The 11,529-nt window shown below is 65.0% G+C and carries 12 protein-coding genes and 1 tRNA gene; 8 read left to right on the forward strand and 5 right to left on the reverse strand.

Annotation, left to right across the window (positions count from 1 at the left end; translation table 11 throughout):
- Positions 1-100: 100 nt before the first annotated feature.
- Entirely contained in the window at positions 101-847 is a 747-nt protein-coding gene (locus tag ABH924_RS24435; protein ID WP_404503063.1) for a phosphoglyceromutase, read from the reverse strand.
- 143 nt (positions 848-990) lie between these two features.
- Between ABH924_RS24435 and ABH924_RS24440 the strand changes: the two genes are divergently transcribed.
- Positions 991-1,803 (forward strand): class I SAM-dependent methyltransferase, encoded by an 813-nt coding sequence (locus ABH924_RS24440; RefSeq protein ID WP_404503065.1) that lies wholly within the window; start codon positions 991-993, stop codon positions 1,801-1,803.
- Positions 1,804-1,869: 66 nt separating this feature from the next.
- Here ABH924_RS24440 and ABH924_RS24445 read toward each other — a convergent pair whose 3' ends face one another.
- Positions 1,870-2,208, reverse strand: a complete 339-nt coding sequence (locus ABH924_RS24445; protein ID WP_404503067.1) for a DUF2516 family protein — start codon at positions 2,206-2,208, stop codon at positions 1,870-1,872.
- 10 nt (positions 2,209-2,218) lie between these two features.
- The gene (locus tag ABH924_RS24450) at positions 2,219-3,403 is read right to left on the reverse strand and encodes a trans-sulfuration enzyme family protein (protein ID WP_404503069.1); all 1,185 of its coding nucleotides are present in this window, start codon (positions 3,401-3,403) and stop codon (positions 2,219-2,221) included.
- A gap of 138 nt (positions 3,404-3,541) precedes the next feature.
- Here ABH924_RS24450 and tmk point away from each other — a divergent pair, with 138 nt between their 5' ends.
- The 3 genes from tmk to ABH924_RS24465 are packed head-to-tail and all read left to right on the forward strand — an operon-like array spanning position 3,542 to position 7,024.
- Complete coding sequence (gene tmk / locus ABH924_RS24455; protein WP_404503071.1) at positions 3,542-4,222, forward strand: dTMP kinase; 681 nt, start codon at positions 3,542-3,544, stop codon at positions 4,220-4,222.
- The gene (locus tag ABH924_RS24460; RefSeq protein ID WP_404503073.1) at positions 4,219-5,367 is read left to right on the forward strand and encodes a DNA polymerase III subunit delta'; all 1,149 of its coding nucleotides are present in this window, start codon (positions 4,219-4,221) and stop codon (positions 5,365-5,367) included. Before tmk ends, ABH924_RS24460 begins: the two co-directional genes overlap by 4 nt.
- A gap of 49 nt (positions 5,368-5,416) precedes the next feature.
- Entirely contained in the window at positions 5,417-7,024 is a 1,608-nt protein-coding gene (locus tag ABH924_RS24465; protein ID WP_404503075.1) for an alpha/beta hydrolase, read from the forward strand.
- Positions 7,025-7,149: 125 nt separating this feature from the next.
- Here the strand turns inward: ABH924_RS24465 and ABH924_RS24470 are convergent, their stop codons facing one another.
- Positions 7,150-7,989 carry a DUF559 domain-containing protein gene (locus tag ABH924_RS24470; RefSeq protein WP_404503077.1) on the reverse strand — a complete coding sequence of 280 codons (840 nt, stop codon included), beginning with the start codon at positions 7,987-7,989 and terminating at the stop codon, positions 7,150-7,152.
- A gap of 184 nt (positions 7,990-8,173) precedes the next feature.
- Positions 8,174-8,917 carry an HAD-IA family hydrolase gene (locus tag ABH924_RS24475; RefSeq protein ID WP_404503079.1) on the reverse strand — a complete coding sequence of 248 codons (744 nt, stop codon included), beginning with the start codon at positions 8,915-8,917 and terminating at the stop codon, positions 8,174-8,176.
- Between the two features lie 222 nt (positions 8,918-9,139).
- Between ABH924_RS24475 and ABH924_RS24480 the strand changes: the two genes are divergently transcribed.
- From ABH924_RS24480 to ABH924_RS24495, 4 genes are all read left to right on the forward strand, one after another.
- A tRNA-Thr gene (locus ABH924_RS24480) sits at positions 9,140-9,212 on the forward strand.
- Between the two features lie 124 nt (positions 9,213-9,336).
- Positions 9,337-9,561, forward strand: coding sequence for a multiprotein-bridging factor 1 family protein (locus ABH924_RS24485; protein ID WP_404503081.1), 225 nt, complete (start codon positions 9,337-9,339; stop codon positions 9,559-9,561).
- The gene (locus tag ABH924_RS24490) at positions 9,554-10,912 is read left to right on the forward strand and encodes a type II toxin-antitoxin system HipA family toxin (RefSeq protein WP_404503083.1); all 1,359 of its coding nucleotides are present in this window, start codon (positions 9,554-9,556) and stop codon (positions 10,910-10,912) included. Before ABH924_RS24485 ends, ABH924_RS24490 begins: the two co-directional genes overlap by 8 nt.
- 5 nt (positions 10,913-10,917) lie before the next feature.
- Complete coding sequence (locus tag ABH924_RS24495) at positions 10,918-11,517, forward strand: hypothetical protein (RefSeq protein ID WP_404503085.1); 600 nt, start codon at positions 10,918-10,920, stop codon at positions 11,515-11,517.
- Positions 11,518-11,529 lie beyond the last annotated feature (12 nt).

Here is an 11,529-nt window from a genome sequence, read left to right on the forward strand (position 1 = left end):
CCGCGGCGGGGTGTTGTTCGCGTGTGGCCGTGGGCGGGGGCCAGCCGGGGGGGCCCCCCCGGGGGGGGGGGGGCCCGCCCGCCGTCGTTTTCTCAAGAGCTTATTTCTTGCCTTGGGCAGCTACAGCCTTGATGGACTCCGCCGCGGCCTCAGGGTCGAGGTAGGTTCCGCCGGGATTGATCGGCTGGAAGTTTTCGTCGAGGTCGTAGACCAACGGGATGCCCGTAGGGATGTTCAGAGCGGTTATGTCTTCGTCGCTGATGCCGTCCAGGTGCTTGACGAGAGCGCGCAGGGAGTTGCCGTGGGCCGTGACCAGGACTGTCTTGCCAGCCTTGAGGTCTTCCTTGATGTCTGACTCCCAGTACGGCAGGAGACGGACCAGGACGTCCTTGAGGCACTCGGTGCGCGGGAGTGCATCGCCGAGGCCCGCGTAGCGCACGTCGTTCACCTGGGAGAACTCGCTGTCATCGGAGAGCGCGGGCGGCGGGGTGTCGTAGCTGCGGCGCCATTCCATGAACTGCTCTTCACCGAACTCGGCGAGGGTCTGGGCCTTGTCCTTGCCCTGCAGTGCACCGTAGTGGCGCTCGTTGAGGCGCCAGTCACGCTTGACCGGGATCCAGCCGCGGTCGGCCTTGTCGAGGGAAATGTTCGCGGTGTTGATGGCCCGCTTGAGCAGGGACGTGTACAGGATGTCCGGGAGAATGTTGTTCTCGACCAGGAGCTCTCCGCCGCGCGCTGCTTCCTCGCGGCCTTGGTCGTTCAGGTCGACGTCCACCCAGCCGGTGAACAGGTTCTTGGCGTTCCAGTCGCTGTGGCCGTGGCGCAGCAGAATCAGCTTGTAAGTCATGGTTTTCATCCTAAGCGATCAGGCCCTGCCGTTGCCCGGCGTTACGCCCTTACCCCTTGACCGCAACGCGGGGTCACTTAGCGCCGGTGTTTGTGCGTCGGATGGGCCGTAAGTGACCCCGCGTTGGAGGATAAAGTGGGACGGTGGTGCAAAAAGCAGAGCGGGTGCACGGAAGACGCGGCAAACCCGTCGGCAACATCACGAGGGGCACCACCAATCCCAACCGCATGCGCCGTCTGGACCGCTGGTTGGCGGGCCCGCAGGCATGGCGGCTACGCTCCGCCGTCGACCCCTTGGTAGTGGATCTGGGCTACGGCGCTTCCCCGGCCACCGCCGTCGAACTCTTCGAAAGGCTGCAGGCAGTCCGCCCCGACGTCCGCGTGTGCGGGATCGAGATCGAACCCGAGCGCGTCCGGGTCGCGAAATCCCTGGAAAGGCCCGGGCTCAGTTTCCACGTGGGCGGTTTCGAGGTCCCTGTTCCGGGCAATCCCGTGTTGGTGCGGGCCTTCAACGTGCTGCGGCAATACGAGGAATCGGATGTGGCCGGAATCTGGGCGATGGTGCAGTCGCGGCTGGCACCGCAGGGGTTGTTCATCGACGGCACGTGTGACGAAATCGGCCGCAGAGTGACGTGGGTTGCGTTGGATCCGAACGGGCCGCTGAGCCTGAGCCTGTCCATGCGGTTCGGCGGTTTCGAACTGCCCTCCGACGTGGCCGAACGCCTTCCGAAGGCACTCATCCACCGCAATATCCCAGGGGAACGCATTCATGCTTTCCTGAATGCCCTGGACCAGGCCTGGCTGGAGGCCGCACCGCTTGCGTCCTTTGGTAACAAGCAGCGGTGGACCGCTATGTGCCAATCAATGCGCGACGCCGGCTGGCCCCTTCAGGACGGAACGTCCCGTTGGCGCCTAGGGGAACTCACCGTCGACTGGTCAGCGGTGGCCCCGGCTTAGTTCCGGTTGGGCCCACGCCGGCAGGGTTCCCTGAGCGGGCTTGCGAGCTTAGGGTGCCGGCGGGGATCACCAGGGACCGTATGGCCCCTGGTTGCGGCCGCTGTTGCCGATTTCCTTCACCGCGGGACGGACGTCCGCCAAGTAGACGCACGCCGCGGTGACGGCAGCGATGCCGAAGATGCCAAAGCCACCACCGCCACCCAGGAGGGAAAGTCCGCCGATCACCGCGGCGACGCCGGTCAGGGCCAGCCAGAAGGTCTTGGTGCGCTTCGATGCTGCCTCAAAGGACGAGGGTTTGTGGCGCAGGCAATCGACCAGCGCCCACAGCTCCAAAGCGAAGGCAACCAGTCCCAGAATGAACCAAATCCCATTCTGGATGTATGAAATCAAAATTTTTCCGTCCACGCCCACAAGCCTAGCGGTCAAGCGACGTGAGCGCTTGCTCCAAATCCGTCCAGAGGTCTTCGACGTTCTCGATCCCGACGCTCATCCTGACCAAGTTGTCCGGCACGCTGAGCGGCTCGGCGGTGTGCCGGCGTCGGCGTTCGATGAGCGATTCGACCCCGCCCAGCGACGTCGCGGGGATCCACAGATGCAATGCACGAACCAGTTGATCTGCTGCGTCGGCCCCGCTGCGGGTTCCGTCCGCGGCCAACTGGATGCACAGGATGGAGCCGAAGCCCTTCATCTGGGACTTGGCCCGCTCATGGCCGGGATCGGTGGGCAGGCCCGGGAAGCGGATGGACTCGACGCGCGGGTGGGTGCTCAGCCGCTCGGCCAACGTCGCGGCGGAAGCTTGCGAGCGCTCGATCCGGAGTGCCAGCGTGCGCAGGCCACGGAGCGCGAGCCAGGCCTCGAAGGGACCCGCGATGCCGCCGTGGATGATGCGGTGGTGCAGGAGTTCCGCGCGCAGCTCCGCATTCGAGGTAACCAAGGCACCGAGTACGACATCGGAGTGTCCCGCCAGGTATTTGGTCACCGAATGCAGCACGACGTCGGAGCCCAGGCTGAGGGGCTGCTGAACCAGCGGCGTGGAGAAGGTGTTGTCCGTGACCACGATGGCGCCAGCCTCATGGGCAGCGGTGGCCAGGGTCTGGACGTCGGCGATGCCGAGCATCGGGTTAGTGGGGCTTTCAATCCACAGCATGCTGGCTGCTTTTCCATCCGCGGGGGCGAGCTGGGCCTTGACGGCATCGGTGTCCGCGATGTCAACGGTCCGCAGTTCAAGGATGCCCTTGGCCGCGAGTTCGGTAGCCATGACGAGAGATCCTGCGTAGCTGTGCGTGGGCATGACGAGGACTCCGCCGGCCGGCACGAGTGACAACGCGGAGCTCACTGCGGCCAGGCCCGAGGCGTAGAGCAAGCCGGGCAGCTCGGCGCCCTCCAGCTGGGCCAGCGCTTCCTCGAACGGATCCCAGGTGGGGTTGGCATAGCGTCCGTAGCCGCGGTCCCCGTCGCTCAGTGCTCCTGTGCCGAAATACGTGGAGGACAGAACGATGGGCGGGTTGACGGGTTGGTCATGGCTTCGTTCGGGACGGCCTGCCGCCACCACCACAGTGTCAGGGGACAGATCTGCGGCATGCTCTCGGGAAAGACTCATTGCTCCAGCCTACGGCGCGGGGAGCGGGCGCTGGAAAGGTGTTACGCCTGAGTCTCGCCGAGCGGCAGGGTTCGTCCCGCGCGGTTCGGCGAGCGCCGTCGTCGGGCACTGTCAGTGTTCCTCTGTACGCTTAGATCCGTGACTACGCAGCGCCTCAAGCAGGACCAGAGCCCCCCGCCGGACCAGCGCCCGGGACTCTTCATCGCCTTCGAGGGCGGAGACGGGGCCGGCAAGTCCACGCAGGCCGCCCGCCTGGCAGAGGCGCTCGAGTCCCTCGGCTTTTCCGTGCTGCGCACCCGCGAACCCGGAGGCACACCGATCGGCGAAAAGCTGCGTTCCCTCGTGCTGGACCACGGCCACGGCACTATCGATCCCCGGACCGAAGCCCTTATGTTCGCAGCCTCCCGGGCTGCCCATGCAAACCAGGTCATCCGCCCGGCCTTGGCACAGGGTTCAGTGGTGATCACGGACCGCTATATAGACTCCTCCGTCGCCTACCAGGGTGCCGGCAGGGATCTCGGCACCGTGGACGTCAGGCGGCTCAACGAATGGGCCACCGAAGGCCTCGAGCCGGACCTGACAGTACTCCTGGACGTCCACCCGGGCGATGGCCGGGACCGCAGAACTGCCGGAGACGCTGCCGAGGACCGGCTCGAGTCGGAACCGGACGATTTCCACGCCCGCATCCGTGCCGCGTTCCTGGAACTGGCACATGCACACCCGGAGACCTACCTCGTGCTGCCCGCCAACGACGCAATCGGGGACCTCGCCGCGCAGATTCTCCGTCGCGTGCAGGACTTACTTGGGAGCCGCACATGAGCGTCTGGGACGAGCTCCAGGGCCAGGCGCCCGTCGTCGCACAATTGCGCGCGGCCGCCCAAGGCGAGGGCCTCACGCACGCATGGCTGTTCACCGGACCGCCGGGTTCGGGCCGTTCCAACGCGGCCAAGGCATTCGCGGCGGCATTGAACTGTGAGAAGGACGACGTCGCACTTCGCGGCTGCGGCGAATGCGCATCGTGCCGGACCATCCTTGGCGAGACCCACTCCGACGTGACCTTTGTCCGCACGGAGAAGGTCACCATCACCATCGAAGAAGCCCGCCAGTTGGTGTCCAAGGCCGGCGACCGGCCGGCGTCGGGCCGTTGGCGCATCATTGTGGTGGAGGACGCGGACCGTATGGCCGAACGCACCACCAACGTACTCCTCAAGGCCATCGAGGAACCCACGCCCCGGACCATCTGGATGCTGTGCGCGCCGTCGCCCGCGGATGTGCTGGTCACCATCCGCTCGCGTTGCCGCCCGGTGACCCTCCGCATTCCGCCGGCTGCCGACGTCGCCGCCCTGCTCGTGAGGCGCGACGGCGTCGACCCCGCCATTGCGGACCGGGCCGCCCGCGCTGCCCAAAGCCACATCGGAATTGCACGTCGGCTGGCCCGCGATCCGGAGGCCAGGGAGCGCCGGATGGAAACTGTCCGGTTCCCGCTGGGCCTGCGGGGCGTCACTGCCGCCGTAATGATGGCCGAAAAGCTGGTCAAGATCGCGACTGATGAGGCCAACAGCTCCAACGACGAACGCGATGCCGCCGAGAAGGTCGCACTGCTCGCGAGCCTGGGCGCTCCGGAGTCGGGCACCCTGCCTCCGTCGATGCGCAGCCAGGTGAGGCAGCTTGAGGACGACCAGAAACGGCGTGCCAAGCGCTCCATCACAGATTCCCTCGACCGTACCCTGACGGATCTGCTGTCCTTCTACAGGGATGTCCTGGTGATCCAGCTGGGGAACGCCGTGGAGTTGGTCAACGTTGAACTCAGGAGTGAACTGGAGGCCTACGCGGCCGGCTCCACGCCTGAGATCACCTTGGCGCGAATGGATGCCATCAACAAGGCACGCGTGCGGATCACCACGACCAACGTGGCACCGCTGTTGGCCGTCGAGTCCATGGCGAGCAGCCTGATTCAGCAATAGCCGGATAGTTTAGAAGTACAGCACGCTTCCCCAGCCTGAGGAGAAACGCATGACCCCCGCACGACGCCGGCCCGCCGGGTCCAGTTCCAGGACACGGTTCCCCTCATTGCGGCGGGCGGCAGCGGCAGTCGCTGCCACGGTCTCCGCCAGCCTGCTGCTGAGCGGCTGCGTGTTCTCCGTGCCGGTGCCCAACGATGGCGCCAGCAACGGGTCCGGCGGGGGCAACGTCAGCACCCCTGACGCGTCCATCGCCGCCGCGGCGCCGGCAGGACTGGAGAGTTTCTACTCCCAAAAAGTGAACTGGACGTCCTGTGAGCAGGGATTCCAGTGCGCAAACATCAAAGTGCCGGTGGACTATGCCAAACCCGATGGTGGCAGCATCTCCATCGCTGCCATCCGGCTCCAGAGCCAGGGCACAAAGAAGGGTTCGCTGCTCGTGAATCCCGGCGGCCCCGGCGCTTCAGGCTACGACTTCGTCAGGGACGCGGCGAAGACGCACTTCACCAGCAAGCTGCGGTCCAGTTTCGACCTGGTGGGATTCGATCCCCGTGGCGTCAAGCGGTCGGCGCCGGTGACGTGCCTCAGCGACGCCGAGCGGGACGCTTCCCGCGAGAAGGTGTACAACTATGACACCGACCAGGGCATCGCCGCGGCACTGGCCGACACCAAGGCCATGAATGCCCAGTGCGTGGAAAAGTCCGGGCCCGCACTGCCGCACATTGACACCGCCAGCTCCGCCAGGGACATGGACATCCTCCGCGCAGTGCTGAACGACGCAAAACTCAACTACCTGGGCTTCTCCTACGGAACCTCCCTGGGCGCCACCTATGCGTCCTTGTTCCCGAACAACGTCGGCAAGCTTGCTTTGGACGGCGCAGTGGATCCGTCCCTCAACAACGAGGACCTCACCGCGGGGCAGGCAGAGGCGTTTGAAAAGGAGCTCCGCACTTATGTGGCGGATTGCCAGGCGAAGTCCGGATGCCCCCTGACAGGCAGCGTCGATAATGGCGTGCAGCAGATCCGGGACCTCATTGCCGACGTCGAGCAGAATCCCAAACGGGCCAAGGACGGCCGGCTGGTTACCGGGGCGACCTTCGTCAGCGGTATTTTCACCCCGCTCTACGACAACGAATCGTGGCCCGTCCTGACCCAGGCTTTGGTGGCCGCGTTCAAGGGCGACGTGTCGCTCATGCTTCGGATTGCCGACTTCGGCGCGGACAGGGATCCGAACGGCACCTACACGTCAAACACCGCCTTCGCGTTCAACGCCATCAACTGCCTTGACTACCCCATGGTCACGGACACGGCCGGGATGCGTTCCGAGGAAGCCCGGCTGAAGCAGCTCTCCCCCACCTTCGGCTACTACTTCTCCTACACCGGCATCAACTGCAAGGACTGGCCCTACAAGCCGGTGCACACCCCGGCTCCCGTCAAGTACACCGGCACGGCGCCGATTGTGGTCGTAGGCACCACCGGGGACCCCGCGACGCCTGTCGCCTGGGCTGGTTCACTGCGGAAACAACTCGGCAACGCTTCCCTGGTGACGTGGAAGGGCGAAGGCCACACCGCCTATGGCCGCTCGAACCAGTGCGTGTCCGACGCCGTGGACAACTACTTCGTGGATGGAAAGGTACCTTCAGACGGGACTATGTGCTGACTGTTGGGTGGTTCTGTTGTGTGGGGGGCGTGGCGGCCGCCACTTCTGACCATTTTTGGAGCTGGGTTGAGACGGCCATCCCCGCCGCTGCGCGGATGTTTGGTCCTTGGGGACGGCGAAGGTGGTCATTTGTTGAGGCGTAGCCCGGAATGGTGGGCCCGGATGGCGGCCTGCACTTCCGCGACCATGGCCTCCGGGTAGTGAACAACGTCCTCGTAGAAGTACCTCAACACAGTGAAGCCGCCGGCAACAGAAGTGTTGTCCCGGCGTCGATCCCTCTTGATGGCCCTGGGTTCGAAGTGCGTCTTGCCGTCCAGCTCAACGATCAAGAAGCGCTCGACGACGAAATCGACCTCCCCCACGCCGGGCAGTTCCACGTGCTGCACGAAAGCGATTCCAGCCTGATGGAAGTGCATGGCCGCCAGTGGTTCAAGGAGGGAATCGGCTCTCCGGCGCACGAGATCCAAGACGTCCCTCGCCCGGCCGTTCCGGTTACCGGGCAGGTTTCTGCGTAGGAACTCCACGGTTATGTCGCCACGTGCAACGGCACATTGAACCATGACCAACGCTTCAGCTGGCGGCCGGCATCGCAAGGCATGCATCAGTACATCGGCAAGAGCTGCCACCGGTCGGCCAGGCAAGGGTGGCAACGAAGCGCTCCGGTGCAGCACTACGCCGTCGCGCGGTAGTCCGTTACCGCAGACCAAATGGAGCTCGGTGGTCGGATGCAGTTGCCAAAGTCCATAATGTGGGGCAGCCGAGATGCATGTGAGGACACCTCCGTGCCGAAAGGCCTCAGTGAATTCCGGGGGTGCACCCGCCAAGGCCACGACGCCGCGATACGGAACCACCACTCCGCCCCGCCGTGCCGCAGTTCTGAGCTGCCAGGCGCCGACTCCCGCGTTGAGGAGGTCCCTGCGCATGGCCACGCCTCCCCGTGCACGAAGGGCAGTTATGAGATCCATGGCTCCACGATGCCTGCGTGCAGGGTTGCTGCGGAGCCCTCAATACGCCTATGTGGACAACTTCATACTTTTGGCCCGCCACGTCTGACCACTTTTGGCAGCCCTCCACGGCGGAGGTGGCGGATTGACGGCTTCCGCGTGGCCGACACCGGTCCAAAAGTGGTAAATCGTTGAGGACCCGGCGCTAGAGCCGTGCGGCGCGGGGCTCCAGCAGCGCGGGAAGGTTCTTGACTGAGGGCACGACGGCGGTGGCGCCGGCCGCGCGCAAAGCCGCCTCGGAGTGGAAGCCAGTAAGCACGCCCACCACGGCGGAGGCGCCGGAGCGAACCCCGGACAACATATCCGAGCTCGTGTCCCCCACCACGACGACCTCGCGGACATCATCCAGGTCAAGGGCCAATACGGCCGTGAGAATCATGTCCGGGTAAGGGCGACCGCGGCCGGCGTCGGCGGGGCACAGGCTCAGATCCGCCTTCCCCATCCAGCCCAGCGACTCAAGCACCATGTTCTGGGTGTGCCGGCCGAAGCCCGTAGCCAGGCAGACTTTCACGCCGGAGTCCCGCAACCAGTCGATGGTTTCCTCGGCACCTGGAATAGCCCGGACGCCGCCGTCGGCAATCAGATCATCGTAGGCGCGCTCGAAGGCTTTGTTGGCGCTCTCGGCCCGTTGAGCTTCTTCAAAAAGGTGGCTGAAAACGGTCAACTTGGAAAAGCCCATGGTGTCGCGAGCGTAGCCGAGCATGCTTTCGAAGCGAGGCGAACCAAGCTCAACGCCGGTCTCCTGCAGGGCGAGGGACATCGCACGCTCAGTAAGACCATCGTCCGTAATCGTGGTGCCCACCATGTCCAAGACAGCAAGCCGGAGCCGCTGCGCACGGTGCGCCCCAGCGTCGTCCGCGTTGATCCTCTTGCCGCTGTCCATGCTCATGGCGCCCCTTCGCTGGTTGATGACCGAAATCGTGCGGCCACGTTAGTCCGCCCAGCTTGCCCCCAGTCCGCGACGACGGCCTGAACCCGGCGCGACGAGCGGATGAATTCCGCAACAACGCTGCCACGGGACCTCCGCCCGGGGCTGTTTTGACCCGGACGAGGTGACTCTATTACAGTTGTATCTTGCGTGATTCAGCCGGTACCCGGACGATAACGCGGTGCTTCCTTAGCTCAGTCGGTAGAGCGTTTCACTCGTAATGAAAAGGTCATCAGTTCGATTCTGATAGGAAGCTCGAAAAGCCCCGCCATTCCATTGGAATGAGCGGGGCTTACTTTTTAAGTTCACGGCTGCTTGCACGGCCTGGCATGCATCGGAATTCTCAAGATCGATTACGAGTAGCTCATCAAGGTGGTCGAATGCACGGCATCATGAAGTCTGTTTCGGACCTGGGCCTGATGGTCTACGGCATACGGCAGCGCACGGGGCTCTCCCAGCGCGATCTGGCCGCACGGCTTGGGGTCAGCCAGCGGTACCTCTCCGAACTCGAGACCGGAAAGCCCAAAGTCCTCAATGACCAGTTCTTCGCTGTCATGGAGAAGCTCGGGATCGAGCTGACCTTCCGGGACCGCAACCGTGGCTGAGGCCCAGGATGTCCACCTCTACGGCACCGTCATCGGCAGCATGGTCCGGGCCGGTGCCAACACGGTGAGATTCGAGTCCTCCGAGGCCGGGATGGCCCGGTTCGGGATCGGCTCGCGGATCCTGTCCGCCAATCTGCCGCTTGGACCCCGGCCCTCAACGCCCGACGCCGCGACTGCGTTCTTCGGCGGGCTGCTGCCGGAAGGCTCCGGCCGGTCCAATCTGGCCAGACAGGCCCAGGCCAGCCGCGACGACGTCTACGCCCTGGTCTCCTATGCCGGCCGGGACGTCGCCGGCGCGATCCGGATCGGCGGAGACCCCGGTGAACCGGCGGAATCCTATGAACCCCTGACCGACGAGCAGATCGCCGAACGGCTGACACTGATCAACGACTACGCCCTGGGCGCTGTCGGCGGCGGCGGTGCGCTGGCCGGATACCAGCCCAAGACCACCCTTGCCCTGCTCGACGGGGCGTGGCACGCCGGGGTCGACGGCGCCGCCTCCACACACATCATCAAGCCGGTGGCCGCAGGTAACGAACAGGCACTGCACTCCGAGGCCTACTGCCTGGAACTGTCCCGCCGGATCGGGCTGACCACTTTTGCCAGCGACGTGCGCACCTTCGCGGGCCGGACCGTCCTCGTCCTGGAGCGTTACGACCGCCGGGTCTCCAGCCGCGGCGTCGAACGCATCCACCAGGAGGACGGCGCCCAGGCTCTGGGTCTGCCCTGGGACACGGACAGCAAGTTCGAAGGCGTCAATCCCGCCGCGAACCTGCGGAGTCTGGCCGGCCTGCTGCGACGCCGCCGCGACATCTTCGACGCCGGACCCGATGACCGCGAGATGCTGCTTGCGCACACTGCCTTCAATACCGCGGTCGGCAACACTGACGCTCGCGCCAAAAACTTCGCCACCCGGAGGACCGACGACGGGGCCGTCACCATCGCGCCGCTCTACGACGTCTCCACCCAGGCACTTGCGCCCAACGGCCAGTTGAACATGTCACTTCACGTCAACGACCGCGCCCTCCAGCCGTCCCTGACGGTCGAGGACCTGGTCACCGAAGGAGTGTCCTGGGGTCTTGAGGAGCGGTACGCACGCCAGTCAGTCACTGGCACGCTCGAAAAACTGGCTTACGCTATTGGCCAAGCGGACGGGTCCGCCGTCGGGGAGAACGTGGTCCGATTCATTGCCCACGGGACGAAGAACCTTCTGGACGGCAAAGCTGCCGGCGTCGGCGCGCCGGTCGCTGGGAAGACCAGGCAACAGGATAGAAAAGACGGGCGGGAGCTACCGGCTCCCGCCCGTCTTTTCCCTTTCCGGGGACAGTCTTCCGAGCCGCCGAACACCTGAGGGTCATGAACTTCCGCAAACACCTCGCCCTGCCCGCCGCATTCCTCTTTGCCGCATTGGCCCTCACCGGATGCCAGCAGGGGACCCGCCCCGCCGAAGCGATGACCAAGGCCTCGTCACCGGCAGTTTCTCAGGCAATTACGGCCGTTCCCGGGGGTGCACCCTCGGGAACGGCCGCAGCCGTGAAGTCCATCCACTCCCCCGGCATCGTCGCTACTGACGAGCAGCTTGCCGCCGGACAGTGCTCGGCCAAGGTGGTCGATGCCGCCACCGGCGAGTACCTGCCGGACCCGGCCTGCACTCCAGGGGCCGCTGATCCAGCGGTTACGCAGGAGAACATCGATTCAACCATTTGCACGAGCGGCTACACGGCCACGGTGCGCCCGCCCGCTTCGAACACGGACAAGGTGAAGACCGAGAGCCTGCGCGAATACGGCCAGGTCGCAATGAAGACCACGGAATACGATCACTTGATCAGCCTGGAGCTCGGCGGCACCAACTCGGTATCGAATCTGTGGCCTGAGAACCGTCGGGAATTCTTCAGTGCGACGGACGAAAATCGGCTCGAGAACCGACTCCAGGGCGCGGTCTGCTTCTGGACATGAGGCGAGGTCCTA

Source organism: Arthrobacter sp. GAS37 (assembly GCF_044908325.1).
Lineage (GTDB): Bacteria > Actinomycetota > Actinomycetes > Actinomycetales > Micrococcaceae > Arthrobacter > Arthrobacter ramosus.

Excerpts from the sequence above, each read along its gene's own strand:
- ABH924_RS24435 (WP_404503063.1), bottom strand. The coding sequence starts at position 847 with ATGACTTACAAGCTGATTCTGCTGCGCCACGGCCACAGCGACTGGAAC.
- ABH924_RS24450 (WP_404503069.1), bottom strand. The coding sequence starts at position 3,403 with ATGAGTCTTTCCCGAGAGCATGCCGCAGATCTGTCCCCTGACACTGTG.
- ABH924_RS24460 (WP_404503073.1), top strand. The coding sequence starts at position 4,219 with ATGAGCGTCTGGGACGAGCTCCAGGGCCAGGCGCCCGTCGTCGCACAA.
- ABH924_RS24465 (WP_404503075.1), top strand. The coding sequence starts at position 5,417 with ATGACCCCCGCACGACGCCGGCCCGCCGGGTCCAGTTCCAGGACACGG.
- ABH924_RS24470 (WP_404503077.1), bottom strand. The coding sequence starts at position 7,989 with ATGGATCTCATAACTGCCCTTCGTGCACGGGGAGGCGTGGCCATGCGC.
- ABH924_RS24475 (WP_404503079.1), bottom strand. The coding sequence starts at position 8,917 with ATGAGCATGGACAGCGGCAAGAGGATCAACGCGGACGACGCTGGGGCG.
- ABH924_RS24485 (WP_404503081.1), top strand. The coding sequence starts at position 9,337 with ATGCACGGCATCATGAAGTCTGTTTCGGACCTGGGCCTGATGGTCTAC.
- ABH924_RS24495 (WP_404503085.1), top strand. The coding sequence starts at position 10,918 with ATGAACTTCCGCAAACACCTCGCCCTGCCCGCCGCATTCCTCTTTGCC.